Source organism: Mucilaginibacter sp. L196 (assembly GCF_009765905.1).
Classification (GTDB): Bacteria; Bacteroidota; Bacteroidia; order Sphingobacteriales; family Sphingobacteriaceae; genus Mucilaginibacter.
The window spans coordinates 326,884-343,042 of record NZ_LMUO01000009.1 but is presented as its reverse complement, the minus strand read 5'-3'; the positions used below and the strand labels follow the sequence as shown (position 1 = coordinate 343,042).

Annotated in this window: 13 protein-coding genes; 5 read left to right on the top strand and 8 right to left on the bottom strand. The window is 39.9% G+C overall.

Going from position 1 to position 16,159, the window contains the following annotated elements; genetic code table 11:
* Positions 1 to 72: 72 nt before the first annotated feature.
* Complete coding sequence (locus tag GSQ74_RS05095) at positions 73 to 264, top strand: hypothetical protein (RefSeq protein ID WP_158990734.1); 192 nt, start codon at positions 73 to 75, stop codon at positions 262 to 264.
* Between the two features lie 65 nt (positions 265 to 329).
* Here GSQ74_RS05095 and GSQ74_RS05090 read toward each other — a convergent pair whose 3' ends face one another.
* From GSQ74_RS05090 to GSQ74_RS05080, 3 genes are all read right to left on the bottom strand, one after another.
* Positions 330 to 1,493 (bottom strand): PepSY domain-containing protein, encoded by a 1,164-nt coding sequence (locus GSQ74_RS05090; RefSeq protein ID WP_158990732.1) that lies wholly within the window; start codon positions 1,491 to 1,493, stop codon positions 330 to 332.
* Between the two features lies 1 nt (position 1,494).
* Positions 1,495 to 3,945, bottom strand: coding sequence for a TonB-dependent receptor (locus GSQ74_RS05085; protein WP_158990730.1), 2,451 nt, complete (start codon positions 3,943 to 3,945; stop codon positions 1,495 to 1,497).
* An 86-nt stretch (positions 3,946 to 4,031) separates the two neighbouring features.
* On the bottom strand, positions 4,032 to 4,967 hold the full coding sequence (locus GSQ74_RS05080; RefSeq protein ID WP_158990728.1) for a hydrogen peroxide-inducible genes activator: 936 nt from the start codon (positions 4,965 to 4,967) through the stop codon (positions 4,032 to 4,034).
* 92 nt (positions 4,968 to 5,059) lie between these two features.
* On the opposite strand from GSQ74_RS05080, the gene GSQ74_RS05075 reads away from it, so the two are divergent.
* Positions 5,060 to 6,559: a catalase gene (locus GSQ74_RS05075; RefSeq protein WP_158991743.1), complete on the top strand. Its 1,500-nt coding sequence runs from the start codon at positions 5,060 to 5,062 to the stop codon at positions 6,557 to 6,559.
* Positions 6,560 to 6,645: 86 nt separating this feature from the next.
* Here GSQ74_RS05075 and GSQ74_RS05070 read toward each other — a convergent pair whose 3' ends face one another.
* The 5 genes from GSQ74_RS05070 to GSQ74_RS05050 all read right to left on the bottom strand — a co-directional run bounded on the left by GSQ74_RS05070 (position 6,646) and on the right by GSQ74_RS05050 (position 12,476).
* Complete coding sequence (locus GSQ74_RS05070) at positions 6,646 to 7,611, bottom strand: zinc-binding dehydrogenase (RefSeq protein ID WP_158990726.1); 966 nt, start codon at positions 7,609 to 7,611, stop codon at positions 6,646 to 6,648.
* 134 nt (positions 7,612 to 7,745) lie between these two features.
* Complete coding sequence (locus GSQ74_RS05065) at positions 7,746 to 8,258, bottom strand: glutathione peroxidase (protein ID WP_158990724.1); 513 nt, start codon at positions 8,256 to 8,258, stop codon at positions 7,746 to 7,748.
* A gap of 36 nt (positions 8,259 to 8,294) precedes the next feature.
* Positions 8,295 to 8,726, bottom strand: a complete 432-nt coding sequence (gene ybeY, locus GSQ74_RS05060; protein ID WP_158990722.1) for an rRNA maturation RNase YbeY — start codon at positions 8,724 to 8,726, stop codon at positions 8,295 to 8,297.
* Positions 8,726 to 9,148: an ATP-binding protein gene (locus GSQ74_RS05055; RefSeq protein ID WP_158990720.1), complete on the bottom strand. Its 423-nt coding sequence runs from the start codon at positions 9,146 to 9,148 to the stop codon at positions 8,726 to 8,728. Before GSQ74_RS05055 ends, ybeY begins: the two co-directional genes overlap by 1 nt.
* A 1-nt stretch (position 9,149) precedes the next feature.
* Entirely contained in the window at positions 9,150 to 12,476 is a 3,327-nt protein-coding gene (locus GSQ74_RS05050; RefSeq protein ID WP_158990718.1) for a DUF4175 family protein, read from the bottom strand.
* A gap of 191 nt (positions 12,477 to 12,667) precedes the next feature.
* Here GSQ74_RS05050 and GSQ74_RS05045 point away from each other — a divergent pair, with 191 nt between their 5' ends.
* From GSQ74_RS05045 to GSQ74_RS05035, 3 genes are all read left to right on the top strand, one after another.
* Positions 12,668 to 13,105 (top strand): MarR family winged helix-turn-helix transcriptional regulator, encoded by a 438-nt coding sequence (locus tag GSQ74_RS05045; RefSeq protein ID WP_158990716.1) that lies wholly within the window; start codon positions 12,668 to 12,670, stop codon positions 13,103 to 13,105.
* Between the two features lie 32 nt (positions 13,106 to 13,137).
* Positions 13,138 to 14,406, top strand: a complete 1,269-nt coding sequence (locus GSQ74_RS05040) for an MFS transporter (RefSeq protein ID WP_158990714.1) — start codon at positions 13,138 to 13,140, stop codon at positions 14,404 to 14,406.
* A 310-nt stretch (positions 14,407 to 14,716) separates the two neighbouring features.
* Positions 14,717 to 15,988, top strand: a complete 1,272-nt coding sequence (locus GSQ74_RS05035; RefSeq protein ID WP_158990712.1) for a sugar MFS transporter — start codon at positions 14,717 to 14,719, stop codon at positions 15,986 to 15,988.
* The last annotated feature ends 171 nt before the right edge of the window (positions 15,989 to 16,159 follow it).

Below are 16,159 nucleotides of genomic sequence, written 5' to 3'. Positions count from 1 at the left end.
ATAATTTTTTTGATACACATATTGTTATACATCAATTAATCACATACTTTTGCGGTCTGCAATAACAAGATTATGAAACATCAGCAAGAAGAAGAAAAAAGCTACGACTTTGTATATTACCTGTTAGGCCTGGTTACAGGTGTATTTACCGGTGCTATATTAGATGTAGGAATGATATGGGCTTTAGTAGGCGGCGTTTTAGGCTTACTTTCAGCAGGCTTATTCCTTAATGTATTAGTTAAAGGTCGCGGCGAAGAGGCATAACCTCTACTAAGCGCATACTATATTAAAACCAGTTTATGGCATTGCCGTATACTGGTTTTTTGTTTTTACAGCTGTTTGTTTTGTTGTAATTGTTTGTTTAGCCTGCGGTGAGCAACCGCCTTGGCTGGTTTGGGTTTCTTTCTTTTACCTAACCAAATTACAAAGCCTGTTATGGGTAAGCTCGCACAAATCAGGCTGGCTAAAAAGGCTATTATCTTCCCACACAAACCTAAAGCCTGGCCTACGTGTATGTCGTAATTCAGGTCGTTTAGTTTTAGTCCCAAGCTTTTTTGAGCATTAGGCATATGCTGCAACATCTTTCCTGAATATTTATCAAACACAAAAGAATCGTTATTGCCATAGCGCAAACTTTGCGCATATGCGGTTACGCCTATAGTCCCCGCCTTTGTATCATCCTGTGAGATCAAAAACATTTGTGCCTGCGGCGATTGTTTTTCTGCCGTCAAAAACGCCCGGTCAACAACCGGTTTATCTTTAATGGCCGATTTGAATAACGAATCAGATTTAAAAATCCGGGTTTCATTGGCATAGGTTTGCCCCAGGTTGGCAACCTTATAAATTCCCTTATCCATCCAATCAAAATCAACCCCTAAGCCTGTAATGGCTAAAATAACCACAATGGCGGTGGCATAAAAACCAAGCACATTATGCAAGTCGTAATTCACCCGGCGCCAGCGGCCATTCCATTTGATGGTGAAACTGCGTTTACGATCGCTTTTACGTTTGGGCCACCATAGGACGACACCGGTTATCATGATCAATACAAACAGGATAACAGATATGCCAACCACCAAACTACCAATATTGTCGGGCAGCAATAGGTAAAGGTGTATATCCTCTATCACCGTAAAAAAATTATCCTTTAAGCCTTCGGCATGCAAGACCTGCCCGGTGTAAGGATTAAGGTAGATGAAGGTATACCCTTTTTGAGGAACATTTGCTATAACCGAGGCTGGGCGATTCACCCCAAAGTAATACATATAATTGGCCGTAGCACTGGGATATTTACTCAGCGCGATACTTTTTAACGCAGATGGTTCAAGATATGGCCGCTCTACCGGAACAACCTTGCGCCATGAATGCACAGCATCCTGTATCTCATCCTGAAAACAAAAGATACAGCCTGTAATACTCACTATAAACACCACTAGCCCGGTTATAAAACCGAGCCAGCGATGTAAAAAGAGTATGACTTTTTTAAAAGACATGTTAGAATTTGAATGCAACGCTTCCTATTACTTGCCTTAACATTTGCGGGTCTACCGTTGTATAACCGATATAATACTCCTTGTTTGCAAGGTTATTTACATTAAGCGACAGGCGGTATCTTTCTTTGTTATAAAATACGCCGGTGTTTAAAATAGTGTATGATGGCAGGTAAAACTTACCGGTATAAGTATCATTTATTACATAGTTATTGCTAGCGTAGTTTCCGCCGAAACCAATACCAAGGCCTCTTGCTCCACCATTTGCAATAGTATAGCTCATCCATAAATTAGCTGAATTTGGCGGGCCAGCTGTTTCTGGCCTAAGGCCATTGTTGTATGATGAAGCGTTAGTCATTAAACTATTGTTATGTGAAAAGCCCGCTAAAATATTAAACCCGTTGAAAGGATTAGCGGTAAGCTGCACTTCAATGCCTTTACTTTTTTGTGTGCCATTTTGTATTGATGCGTTAGCATATTGAGGGTCGCCTATTACTTCGTTACTTACACTAATATCATAGTAACTAACAGTACCGCTTAGTCTGCCATTAAAAGCATTTGCTTTAATACCACCTTCAATTTGGTTTGCTTGCTCTGTTTTAAATAAAGTTGGCGTTAAGCCATTGGCGGTATTAGGTGTGTGTACGAATCCACTTCCGGGATTGATGAATCCATTGGTATAATTACCGAATAACGAAACCTGGTTGTTAAATAATTTGTAAACCAAACCAAATTTTGGTGATAAGGTAGTTTGATTAAACGCCTTAGTTGGGGCAATACCTGTTGTAGGGTCAATAATTGCTTGTGAATCGTAATTATCAATCCTCAAACTTGCCATAGCCAATAGGTTGTCGGTTATATTCAATACATCTGATACATACGCACTATAAGTATAGGTATTGGTATGACTGGTAGACGTAGTTATCGGGAATTTTTGGAATAAAGAATCTACTTTACTTTTGTTAAAATTATAATAATTAGGTATAGCTCCTTGGGTATTAATTACATCAAAAGAATCACTACCATTATTAGGGTTTACATATTTAATGTCTTCGCTTTGGTTCAGGAAATCAACACCGGCTACCAGCCTATTTCTCAAATTTCCTATTTTAAAATCGCCTACAAAGTTTTGTTGTATTTGTAAGGTACTACCGCCACCGCTAACACTCCAAACGTCGCGCGCTATAGAATTATTTCCTGGTAACAGGTAAAAGAATGGGCCATAGCCGCTTGAACTATTACTGGTTGAACTAATGTTAGTTTGCGATCTCCAGTTATCCGACATTTTATAATCGGCTTGTGCAAAGAAGTTCGCAACATTTGATGTTGTGATCAGATCACCGCCCTGGTATGATTTTCTGTAACCTATATTTAAATCATTTGCGTTACTAACACCTAATTGGGCAACTGTTGTATTAAAATAATATATGGATGGGGTTGGTGCTGCGCTATGGCTTATCTCCACATCAAATGATAATGTTAAGCGGTCGTTTACTTTATAGCTAAAGCTTGGGTCGAACACGAAGCTGTTGCTTTTACCATTATCCTGGAAACTACCGCTGTTGGTATATGCTGAGTTGATACGTAATAATGCTTTTTTAGCGGTATCAATCGGCGTATTATAATCAACACTTACACGGTTTAAACCGTAGCTGCCTGTAGAATAAGCAATTTCACCGCCTTCGGTATCAAAAGGTTTTTTAGTAACGCGATTAATTAAACCGCCAAATGATACTAAGCTGCTACCGTATAAAGCGCCTTCAGGGCCTTTTATAACCTCAAGCGATTCAAGGTTAGCAGCATCTATTGAGCTGGTGACATTGCCAGATAGGCCATTTCTGAGTGATGTTTGAACCGAGAAACCTCTCAATGTAAAGTAAGAACCGCCATCGCCGGCACGCCCGGTAGGGCTCCATAACTGGGTTAAGCCCGGAACGTTTTGAACAGCAGCATCAGCTGTGAACAAGCCTTGCTCCTGTATTAATTCTTTACTTACAGTAGTGTAAACCTGTGAGTTTTCAATGTTATCCAACGGCATCTTGTTAACATAATCGCTCTTTTTTATAGCGAATTTGTTTGCCTTATTAGCATTGATGGTAACCTGTTGTAGGGTGCTGCCTGTAATACTTATAGTTACTTCAGGTATTTGTGTAAGCTCATCTGCCTTTATCGTAACTGGTAGCTCCTGCGATTTCGCGCCAACATGGGTGAAGACTAAGGTATAAGATCCGGCATGTACCTTTAACTTAAATTTGCCTTCTTCGTTAGTTTTGGTGCCGTAGTTGGTGCCTTTTATAGCTACTGATACATTCTCTGCCGGTTTATTGTTACCGGTAATTACAGATCCCGTAATAGTACCTTTATTTGTTTGTGCCGATGACCAATTATAATTGAAAATAGTTATTGTGAATAACAGTAGAAAACAGAGTGTTTTGTAAGGAAGTTTGATACGCATATCTTATTAAGACTAATTAAAAATTAGGCAAATATATGCACAGAATTGGGATTGTTTAGAATTATTATAAATAAGATTGCAAGCGGCTATATATCAATAACTTCTTTTTTCTTTTTAGTCCGCATTCGTTTGGGTATGAGCTCTAATATCTCATTTCTAAGGGCATCAACCATTCTTCTTTTCAAAAAATTGTGCTGCACAACAATGCTTACTTCCCGGGCCGGTTCGGGTGAACGGAAGTAGCGGACCTTATCCAATTGCTTGTCAGTAAGATCAGATAAAGCTAGTTCAGGGAGTATAGTGGCACCGTTGTTTTGATCAACCATGCGCTTGAGTGTTTCAACGCTCCCGGTATTATATTCAAAATGCTGAAATCCTTTTGTTGCTTTACGTCGTTGGCAAATGTTTAACACTTGTTCGCGCATGCAGTGGCCTTCGTTTAGTACCCATATCTCCTCCATATCAATATCTTCGGGGCATATGTTTTTCTTTTTGGATAGCTTACTATTCTTAGATACATAAGCCACAAAATTTTCATAAAAAACGGGGATCTCTTTCAAATTACCCTCATGTAATGGGGTTGATAGGATACCACAATCAATCGTACCGTTTTTTAACTGCAAGATGATCTGCTCTGTGGTTTGTTCCCAAACGATCAATTTTACCTGGGGATATTTTTCGACGAAGCCGCGCAATATCTTGGGTAAGATGTATGGCGATACCGTTGGAATGATGGCCACCTTCAATTCACCTGATAATTCTTTCTGTCTGTCGGTTATAATTTCTTTGATCTTTTCGCTTTCGGCAAGCAGTGTGCGTGCTTGCGCGATAATATCAATACCAATCTCTGTGGGCGATACGGGTTGTTTGCTGCGGTCAAAAAGCTTTACGCCAAGCGTGTCTTCCAGCTTCTGCACTTGCATGCTTAAAGTGGGTTGTGTAACAAAACATTTCTCGGCTGCCAATACAAAGCTCCGATAAGTATCAACAGCTACAATATATTCAAGTTGTACAATGGTCATATATAGATAAAATCTATACAAATATAGTAATTATTGATTTTTTCTATTGAATATTTATAGTGAAATTTGTTTATACAAATACCGAAACATTTATGGAGAACAATAAGAAAAAACTAACTACGGCATCAGGTATACCGTATGCGGAGAATGAAAATTCCATGACCGTCGGCCCTCGCGGACCAATTCTGTTACAGGATTTCATTTTACACGAAAAAATGGCTCACTTTAACCGTGAACGTATACCTGAAAGGGTGGTACACGCTAAAGGATCGGGCGCATATGGTACTTTTACAGTAACACACGATATATCAAAATACACCAGGGCTAAGCTATTTAACACCATAGGTAAAGAAACAAAGGTTTTCCTTCGTTTCTCGACCGTAGGTGGCGAGAAAGGCTCGGCAGATACAGAACGCGACCCTCGTGGTTTCGCGGTTAAATTTTATACTGAAGAAGGTAACTGGGACCTGGTTGGTAACAACACCCCGGTATTTTTTATAAAAGACCCCAAAAAATTCGGTGATTTTATCCATACCCAAAAACGCGATCCTTATACCAACAGTAAAAGCGCTACCATGATGTGGGATTTCTGGTCGCTAAACCCGGAAAGCTTACACCAGGTAACTATCCTGATGTCAGACAGGGGAACACCATACGGTTATCGCCATATGGATGGCTTCGGAAGCCATACTTTCTCTATGATCAATGCGCATAATGAAAGATTTTGGGTGAAGTTCCACTTTAAAACGCGACAGGGTATTAAAAACTTTACAGATGCAGAAGCCGCCGAAATGCGGGGTAAAGCACCTGATTTCGCACAGCATGATCTATTAACTTCTATTGATAATGGCGATTTCCCTAAATGGAGCCTAAAAATACAGGTAATGCCCGAAGCGGATGCTAAAACTTACCATATCAATCCATTTGATTTAACTAAAGTTTGGCCACATGGCGATTACCCATTGATTGATGTGGGCACATTAGAATTAAATGCAAATCCTGACAACTACTTTGCCCATGTTGAGCAAGCTGCCTTTGCGCCAGCACACGTAGTTGATGGCGTTGGTTATTCACCTGATAAGATGCTACAAGGCCGCATTTTATCCTATCCTGATGCACACCGATATCGTTTAGGTGTCAACTACGAGCAGATACCTGTAAACCGTTGTCCGTTTGAAGTTAATAACTACCAGCGCGACGGCCAGATGAGGGTTGATGGCAACCATGGCAACAAGCCAAACTATTTTCCTAATAGCTTTGACGATATAGAAGCCGATCACTCATATAAAGAACCAGCATGGGATTTAGGTAATACTAAAGCCGATTGGTATGATCGTAACGCAGAAGGTGAAAACGACCATTATACTCAACCTGGTGACCTGTACCGTTTAATGAGCGAAGACCAAAAGCATGATTTGATTGCTAACATCACCGGTTCAATGAAAGGTATTGACGGACCAAAACGCGACATTATTGTTAACAGGCAACTATGCCACTGGTTCAGAGCTGATATGGGCCTTGGAATGGCTATAGCTAAAGGTTTAGAATTAGACCTGAATGAAACTATGAAGCAAATGCCACAAACGATTTAAATACTGCTTATACGTTTGATTATAACAAGAAAGCCATGTAGAGTTTCTGCATGGCTTTCTTGTTATCTTACTTATAGATGGGATTTTTAAATCACGATTACCAATCGTTTACCGCCGGGTATTTCTTTGTGCCATACGGCTTCAATGTCTTTTAGGTTGGCCGTTTCTGTATCGATCTTAAGCTTTCCATCAGCCGCTAATTGCAGCATATCAGGCAACAGCTCAGTAAAAAGTTTATTCATGGCATCGACATCTAAACTACCAAGCCCTGAGCCTGAGATTTCAATATCAGAGCTTCTTAATGTTCCGGATGATAATTGGATTTTATCGCCTGCCATACCACCCACAGTAACATATTTTACTTTGTGAGTTGTACCACCGGTGCCTCCTAATGCAGAAAGAACTAACTCGGCAGGATGTCCCCATACATAATCCACCACTGAGTCTATCGGCGTGATTTTATGAATTTCTTTAATCTTATTTATAATCAGTTCGTCCTCCTGTTTAAGCGAGATCGCTTCATCTGCTCCCATGGTAAGCAAATGGTTTAAAGCATCTGCATTTCTACCGGTAACGATCACGTTTTTCGCACCGTAATGTTTGGCTATTTGTACCGCGACTAATCCGGTAACGCCGGTAGCGCCATTAATTAACACCACATCGCCTTTTTTTACATTAGCCCTGAAATGAAGTGCCGCTCCTGCTCCCATCACAGCATTTGGTAATGCAGCTGCAGTTATATCATCTATTCCATCCGGGAGTTTAACTATTCTGTTTTTATCGATTAACGCCTTTTCAGCTATCATACCAGATACACCAAAACCATAAACTCGTATACCATCATCCAATATACCTACCCCATCCACGCCAGCTACTTTAGGTTCTGTGCTGCCGCCACTTGAATAGTGATGACCGCTAACTATGCCTTTATCCAGATTTTTAACCGCAGCCGCTTTAACTGTGATCACTACTTGATTTTCGTTTTGTGGGATAGGGTCTGCAAAATCTAAATATTTAGGCGTTTGGCCTGGGATATATACTGCTGCTTTCATAGGTTTTATATTTAATAATACATCAACAATCAAAGGAAAACAATTGTTATCATTTCTATCTAAAAATAAGGCAATAAAAAAGCGATGATATGCTCATCGCTTTCTGGCCTCTCAGCCTGATATTTTAAACCTGCTTATAAATATTTTGTAAGTTCAGGAGACATTGGGGTTACGGGTGAGCGGAAACGGTGGATTAATTTGCCGTTCTCGTCAATCAGGAATTTTTCAAAGTTCCATTTTATTTCGCCTGTAAAATCAGGGTTTGGTGCTTCGGTTAAATATTTAAATAGCGGGGTGATATCGTCACCCTTAACACTTACTTTTTCGCTAAGCGGGAAAGTAACACCAAAACGTTTTTGGCAAAAGGTCTTAATTTCTGAATTTGTACCCGGATCCTGGTTGGCAAAGTTATTTGCGGGGAAACCTACAACTACAACTTTGTCTTTGTAAGTATCGGCAAGTTTTTGCAATTCAGCATATTGTGGGGTATAACCACATTTTGAGGCAGTATTTACGATCAAAATCTTTTTGCCTTTATATTGGGCTAAAGAAAAGTTCTGTCCGTCAATATCTTTTAATTTGAAGGTATACAATTCGCTGCTGCTGCTAATAAACATAAAAGCGAAAATGAATGCTAATGTTTTCATGATAATAATGCGTTTTGAGAGATTTATCAGATAAAATTAGCTAATAAAAACCCGCTTATTTAAATAGAAATCCTCTTTTTGTGTCATTTTTTGCTTGTCGGCAGGTGATTTATCCTTATAGCCTAACAAATGCAATGCGCCGTGAATTATTACACGGTGAAGCTCGATGGTTTCAGTAACATTAAACTTTGCCGCGTTTTCGCGGATGCGCTCTATCGAAATAAAAATATCACTTACAATCTTGCCTTCTTCCTCAGAGTTGTCGAAGGTTACAATATCGGTATAAGTATCATGATCTAGATATTGCCGATTGATTTCCAGCAAGTAAGCGTCGGAACAAAAAATATAATTAAGCTCTTTTAGCTTGAAGCCTTCGGCAATAATGGTATCAGTTATCCATTGCCTTACCTTAGCTTTATCTTTTAGCGTGAAGCTGATGTCTTCTTCAAAAAAACTAATAGTAGGCATTATATTTTAAAATGCAGTTCAACTTCGTTACCTGATGTATTAAATATGCACTGATCGGCAAGATGTTTCATAATGAATACACCGCGGCCTGTAAGGCTTTCCAGATTTTCAGGCGCAGTTGGATCGGCAAGATGTACATAGTCGAAACCAGACCCTTCGTCGGTTACAGTCCAAATAATACGTTTGCCATCAACTTCGGCATTTATAATAACTTTTTTAGCGGGGTCCATTTTATTACCGTGCTTAATCGCGTTAATTAACGCTTCGTTTAAGCAGGTCATCATATTGGCAAAGGTATCTTCACCGACATTGTAGGCATCAGATAAGTTTTCTATCAATAACTCTAACTGCGTTATGCTTTCCTCTTTTGAGGGTAGTTGTAACGTATATAGTTTTGCTGCCTTAACGTTTGCCTCTTCCATACTATTTGGCATTGATTTGATCAAAGTAAATGTTGATTTTTTGTTTGTAATATAAGTTAAGCGCCGGGGATTCTGTTTTGATCTGCTCTGTTTGTTTAGCCTTGACCTGCTGATAATCCTGCAATGCTTTAATATATCCGGGAGGCATATCCTTGCCCGTATTACTTTCTCTTTTCTGATCCTGATCACGCTGTTGTTCAGCCTTTTCGGCTTCTAATAAACGCGTTTGGATCTGCTCCTGTCTTTTTAATGCCTCATCGGTAATATGCTTGTTTACGAGATCCCGCTCGTTTTGTTCCATTTGTTGCGAAATTTTATCAAGATTACCCAAACCTTTGGTTCCATCCTTATTATCTTCCTGGTTAATTTGCTGTAACGTTTCACGTATCATTTGCTGTTCACGAGCCATACGGGCCAACTGTTCACTCATTGAGCCACCCTGACCGTGTTTCTGGCCAGATTGCCCCTGTTTGCCTTCTTTTTGCATTTGCTCACGAGCTTTTTGCATATTTTGGTTAAGCTGCTGCTGCATTTTCGCTAATTCGCCCAGCGTTTGCTGTTTTGATTTGCCTTTGCCCGAACCATTTTTAGCTTTTTGCAATTGTTCGAGCGCTTCGCTCAACATTAGTGCCAAATTATTCATAACGGTCATTGAATATTGTTGGTTGCTTCCGGCTTCGGCTATTTGCCTGTCGCCTAAATTTTGCAACGCCTGGTCAATATGATCATTTATACTGGTAATTTGTTTATTAACTGTAGATTGTATCTGCGGTACACGGCGACTTATCGCGTACAGACTATCCTCGGCAGTTTTTAAATTATCCTTAATATCTTGTTGCTTTTGGGCCAGGGCAATATAATTCGGATCAGTCGTATTTGTTGTTTTTAATGTTTGCATTACCGATTCTTGCTCAAAAGAGCTATTTACAAGGTTTTTCAGCAAAGCCCGCAATTGCTGAATGTCAATTGTGCTCTGGTTATCTTCGCCTTCCTGATCTTGCTGCTTCATTTTATCGGCCATTTGCTGCATTTGTTTAGCTGCTTGCTGTTGCGATTGTGATGCTTTTTGGCTGTTATTCTTTTTCAAATCATCACTACTTTGCTGCATTTGCTGGTCGATACTTTTTTCCTCTTTTTCTGGATTTTGAAAATCCATTTTCCGGTCGTTTTGCTCGTTTTCTTTATTCAGCTCATCCAATGATTTTTTCACTTCCTGAAAATCATCACTCAACTTTTGCTGTTGTTGCTGTGCCGCCTGGGGGGTAGCGGTTGACTGCTTTGTTTGATCAGCTAATTTTTGTTGTTGCTGCGCCAATTGGTTCAACTGTTTAATGTTTTGATCCAATTTTTGGTCGAAAGCCAGCTTTTTGTAAAGCTCCAACATTCTATCTAACTCTTTTTTGAGCGATTTGTTATCTGACTGCATTTTTGAGAGATCTTCCCTGGTGGCATCTTTCTGATCCTGTTGCAACAGTTGTTGCAGATTTTGAAGCAGTTGCTGCGTTTTAGGATCGAGCACATTGTTAAATAATTTCTCCATTTCCTTTTGTTTTTCGGTTATGGATGGGTCCTGCTGTAGGTTTTCCTGGCGGTTAAATTCGTTTTTGTGGTTTTCGTCTTGTATTTGTTTTACCAGGTCGTCCAGATCTTTCTTCTTTTGCATCAGATCGGCTATCTGTTTCTTTTCATCAAAGGAGAGATTATTTTTATTCAGTAGTAGCTCATTCAGTTTTTGCGATTCGCGCTCCACCTGCCCGGCCAGTTTAATTGCCGACTGCATTTTTTGCTTTACCGCCTCGGTGCCCGTGTTTAACTGTTTATTTATCTCGGCAGCATCAGGCATATTTAAGGTATGCTCGGCGGAGCGTACTTTCTTAGGGCCATTTACGGCATCGTTATCGGCTACTTCAAAATAATAGGTTACCTGTTCGCCGGGTTTAATACCTATCTCCTTTAAATTCCAGTAGTAGAAAAAATCAGATTGCGTTTGGTTCAGATCGGCCTTTATCGCTTTTGAAAACACATGCGCATTTTTATCCGTGCCTATCTTATAATAAAACACCAATGACGAAAACCCGTGATCGTCCTGTATCTTACCATTAAAATAAATGGCTTTATTGCTTACCGAATCCGGCTTTTCTTCCACATTGATAGTCGGTGGCTCATCGGCAATAACGGAAATACGATAACTTGCCGAATCGCTGTTTTTTACTAGTGTATTTAGCGGGTTAATTTTATAAGCAGTGTTTTTAATTATACGTTCACTATGTTCAAAAACATCAGTTTTAGCAGGATTAAGCAATTGTGTTTTATCCCCCAAAGAAAAATATAAGCCGGTAGCATTTTGCGTATGAAAGGCCCAGTTTACAGATGTACCCGCAGGAATGGTTAAATCACCGGCATTGGCTATGGTTTCATTTTTTTTGTGCAGATAGGCGGGATAATTCAGTTCCACATCAAAATGCAATAACGACGGGCGCAGGTTAACCTTTATTTGATACGGCGCAGATGTAACCCCGTTTGCCGTTAACCTGAAAATCTGGTTTTGTTGAAGGTTAGAGAATACATAATGAAAACTGGAAATATTTTCTTTATCCAGCTTAAATGTGTTGCCGGCTGTTTCTATATAAACATCTGCAGGGAACTTGTCGCCGGTTAATTTTAGGTCGAGTTTAAAATCCTGCCCCTGAACAGCCGATAAGGCTTGATTTTGAACCACGAATTGAAATGGTGATACGGGTGCAAAATATTCGTTATGCCTGATGAGCCTTTTAGTACTTTCGGTTAGTATTGATGGAGCGGCAAGCGCGATCACACAAATAACAACAATCGGGGTAATGATCCATTTTAAATACCTGTTGTTTTCGCGGATGTTGATTGCCGAAGGGAAACTAACGGGCTTTAACACTTCTATTTTTTGGTCGATACTGGCTTCAATTAGGGCGCGATGTTTTTCATCATCGATAGCTTGTTTCTTTAGCTGAAGCGTATTCAATAATTTATCATTAACACTGCTAAAATGTTTGCCTATAATTTCGGCGGCTTCATCATGTGTAAGGTTCTTGCTCAGTTTCAGCCAGGCAAATAAGGATGGGATTACCAACCAAACAATAAGCCCTAAATTCAGCAGGATAAAAGCATAAAAAAGAATGGTGCGAAAAACGGTATTGAAGTTGCCAAAGTATTCGCTAAGCGTAATAACAACATATGCCGAAAACAAACCCGCACCCAAAAATATCAATCCCCGTAAAAGATTATTTAAATAATACTTACGGATGAAGGTATTGATCTTGCTGATTAAAAGCTCGTAGTTTTCGGTAGCGTTCATTTGGCAGCATTTATTCCTGATACCTTATTAACACCTGTTAGCGGTATATCAGGGTGTTCAAGATAAAGAAATAATATTTACCCTTAAAAACATTTTAAATTTATATAACATTAAGATGATAAGTGATTATTGCACGACTGGTAAAATCATTGTATATTTGTAAGGTAAACTTATTAGTTTAATTTATTAAAATGAGCGCTAAAGATCTTCAGTTTGCATCAGACCTGCGTACGGTTGTAACACGGCTGGTAAAAAAACTGCGCAAAAAATCGGTAACCGGGCAACAGCTGTCGCTTACAGAGCGATCAACCTTGTCGTTACTACTATCCAGCGAAAACGGCATGCTGCCCAGCGAACTTGCCGCTATGGAAAAAATAACCAATCAATCCATGTCGCAAATATTGAGTAGCTTTTTGGAGAAGGGATTTATTACACGCACAGCTTCGGAAACTGATAAACGCAAGGTGATCATCTCCTTAACCGAAAAAGGTAAGGCGATAATTTTGCAGGTGCTTAGTGAGCGAGACGAGTGGCTGAACGAGGCATTACGTGAAACTTGTACAGAAGAAGAAAGAGAACTCATTAAAAAAGCACTTGGGCCATTAACCAAATTGGTTGATTTTGAGTAAAGAACAGATTTGATAATTTTAGAGGGTGATAGATGAACATAAGCACATTCAGGGCATTTAAAAGCAGGAACTATAGGTTATATTTTAGCGGTCAATCCGTATCGTTAATAGGCACATGGATGCAGAAAACGGCGGTGAGCTGGGTTATTTATACGCTCACACACTCTACCCTGATGTTAGGGGTTACACTTTTTGCCAGTCAGTTCCCTTCGTTTTTATTTTCACTGTATGGTGGCGTGGTCTCCGACAGGTATAACCGATATAAGGTTTTACTCACCACACAAGTACTATCATTAGTACAGGCGGTTTTGTTAGCGGTTTTGATACTATTGAAGCACTACGAAGTATGGGAAATACTTTCGCTAAGTGTATTTTTAGGTATCATCAACGCATTTGATGTGCCTGCCAGGCAATCACTGGTTTATGAAATGATTGATGATAAGGATGATCTTCCGAATGCACTGGCGTTAAATTCCTCTATGGTAAATCTATCCAGGCTGATCGGGCCCGGCATCGCAGGTATCATTTTGGAAAAAGTGGGGGATGGAGCCTGTTTCTTATTAAATGCTTTAAGTTTTGTGGCTGTAATAACCTCTTTATTAATGATGAGGCTGCCAAAATATGTAAGCAAACCGCATACAAAAAATGTGTTTGGCGAACTTAAAGAGGGCTACAGTTATATCAGACGCACACCGGAAATATTATTTGTAATTATTATGCTGATGTTCATCAGCTTGTTTGTGTTGCCATACAGTACGCTTATCCCTTTTTATGCAAGGGATGTATTTCATGGCACGGCATCAACCTTTGGTATAATTGACAGCTTTATAGGGCTTGGCGCTTTTTCGGGTGCTATATTTTTAGCATCAATAAGGCCGGGGCATGACCTTAAAAAAATACTCGCTATAAACACCCTGGTATTTGGCGCGGGGCTGGTTTTATTCTCTCACGAAAATCATTATATCCTCGCGTTGCTATTCTCGGCGCTGGCAGGCTTTGGTATGATGTCGCAAATAACCATCAGCAATACTTTACTGCAAACAACAGCTGATGTAAAAATGCGTGGCAGGGTGATCAGCTTTTACGCTATGGCCTTTTTCGGGATGCAACCATTGGGCGGTTTGATAATTGGCTATGTATCTAAAATAATCGGCACAAAAAACACCATGTTAGGCGAAGGCGTTATTGCTTTAATAATTGGCCTGGTACATTTTATGTTTTTACGCAGGGCCCGACTAAAAACAAAACGAACCTTAATCATTGAGCCATCTGCAGTAGATTCCACACATATCCCTGCTTAGACACTGTTCAAAAAAACTATCGTCATTGCGAGGTACGAAGCAATCTCTACAAAGGACATGCGAACCAACAAAAGCTCTCTGTACAGCATAGAGATTGCTTCGTACCTCGCAATGACGCTTTGTTTTTGTTTAGATAAAAACAATATTTAATAGTTTTTAGACGCCTTCGAAAGGTTAAATAAAGCATGCAATATTGACAGCTTTTCTTAGCCAGTAAAAAAATTGATGTATAGCATTGAATGAGCTAACAATTTTTATATTGCATCACAATTTATAGCCAATTATAAATCAGCCAGAAATAAAATCTGTTATGCAAAACATTAAAACAAGTAAACTATTTGTCGCCAGTTGTTTGTCGTTATTAGTAACCTCCTTGTCATTCGGCATCAGGGCCGGTATTATGGGGCAGCTGGGCACGCAATTTGATTTGAACGCGGGCGAGTTATCAACCATTACCGCCACGGCGTTTTGGGGCTTTCCGCTGGCTGTAGTAATTGGGGGTTTTATTGTTGACCTGATTGGCATGAAACGATTGCTGGTGATGGCGTTTGTTTTTCACCTATTGGGTATCGTGCTTACCATTTTTGCGCAAGGATATTGGACACTCTTCTTCTCGACATTGTTAATCGGAATTGCTAACGGAACGGTTGAAGCCGCGTGTAACCCACTGGTAACAGCTTTATATCCTCAAAATAAAACCACACGGCTTAATTACTTTCACCTTTGGTTTCCGGGCGGCATTGTTTTAGGGTCGTTGTTGGTACTATTACTTAGCCATATTGGCTTAAACTGGCAGGTACAAGTTGGTGTAATGCTGATACCTACAGCTATTTATGGCTACCTATTTTCAAAACTCGACTTCCCGGTTACAGAACGCGTTTCCGCAGGCTTTACCACTACAGATATGTACAAAGGGGTACTTACTCCGCTTTATCTTTTCATGTTGGTTTGCATGTTTGGCACCGCTATTACCGAGTTGTTTACCAACCAATGGACAGGCGTGCTATTTAAAACAGTAACAGACAATGCCCTTTTAATACTCACCTTTGTAGCTACTATACAGGTAATATGCCGCGCATTTGCCGGGCCTATAGTACATAAGCTGGCGCCTCAGGGCGTTTTGCTTATATCAACCATATTATCGGCATTGGGCATTTACTTGCTAATAACCCTACACGGCGAGTCCATATTTTTTGCAGCAGTAGTATTTGGCCTTGGTGTAGCCTTCTTTTGGCCATGTATGATAGGCTTTGTAGCCGAGAATATTCCTCAATCGGGTGCATTAGGCATAAACCTGCTTGGCGGCGGCGGCATGCTTGCGGTTTCATTTTATACTATTTACATGGGTGGCTTTTATGACAGGCACACCGTGCAACATTTGACAACAGGTGCGGTGTTAGATAACTATCAAAAGGCAGCTACCGGCACACCAATGGCCAACGAGCTTGCACATGCACAAAGCCAGGCCGGGTTTGATGTATTGCATGTTACCTTGATTATTCCGGCAGTGCTTATTCTTGCTTTCGCCGGGTTGGTGTTTTATATGAAAGCTAATCGAAAAAAAGCAGTTGCAGCAAATTAAAAGTTTCGAACAATAGCTTTATACAGCTTCACGCCGGATAATTTGTTATTTAGATTTTGGGAGATGCGGCCTGATGGTAATCCGTTGATTTAATATACTACAGAAATAGCTTATGATCCTTTAATTAATACCATTCAAAAACAACGAAATTACCAGCAATCGCAAGTTGAT

Bases quoted from the DNA above. Each gene is read 5' to 3' on its own strand.
- GSQ74_RS05095 (WP_158990734.1), top strand. From the start codon at position 73: ATGAAACATCAGCAAGAAGAAGAAAAAAGCTACGACTTTGTATATTAC.
- GSQ74_RS05090 (WP_158990732.1), bottom strand. From the start codon at position 1,493: ATGTCTTTTAAAAAAGTCATACTCTTTTTACATCGCTGGCTCGGTTTT.
- GSQ74_RS05085 (WP_158990730.1), bottom strand. From the start codon at position 3,945: ATGCGTATCAAACTTCCTTACAAAACACTCTGTTTTCTACTGTTATTC.
- GSQ74_RS05080 (WP_158990728.1), bottom strand. From the start codon at position 4,967: ATGACCATTGTACAACTTGAATATATTGTAGCTGTTGATACTTATCGG.
- GSQ74_RS05075 (WP_158991743.1), top strand. From the start codon at position 5,060: ATGGAGAACAATAAGAAAAAACTAACTACGGCATCAGGTATACCGTAT.
- GSQ74_RS05070 (WP_158990726.1), bottom strand. From the start codon at position 7,611: ATGAAAGCAGCAGTATATATCCCAGGCCAAACGCCTAAATATTTAGAT.
- GSQ74_RS05065 (WP_158990724.1), bottom strand. From the start codon at position 8,258: ATGAAAACATTAGCATTCATTTTCGCTTTTATGTTTATTAGCAGCAGC.
- ybeY (WP_158990722.1), bottom strand. From the start codon at position 8,726: ATGCCTACTATTAGTTTTTTTGAAGAAGACATCAGCTTCACGCTAAAA.
- GSQ74_RS05055 (WP_158990720.1), bottom strand. From the start codon at position 9,148: ATGGAAGAGGCAAACGTTAAGGCAGCAAAACTATATACGTTACAACTA.
- GSQ74_RS05050 (WP_158990718.1), bottom strand. From the start codon at position 12,476: ATGAACGCTACCGAAAACTACGAGCTTTTAATCAGCAAGATCAATACC.
- GSQ74_RS05045 (WP_158990716.1), top strand. From the start codon at position 12,668: ATGAGCGCTAAAGATCTTCAGTTTGCATCAGACCTGCGTACGGTTGTA.
- GSQ74_RS05040 (WP_158990714.1), top strand. From the start codon at position 13,138: ATGAACATAAGCACATTCAGGGCATTTAAAAGCAGGAACTATAGGTTA.
- GSQ74_RS05035 (WP_158990712.1), top strand. From the start codon at position 14,717: ATGCAAAACATTAAAACAAGTAAACTATTTGTCGCCAGTTGTTTGTCG.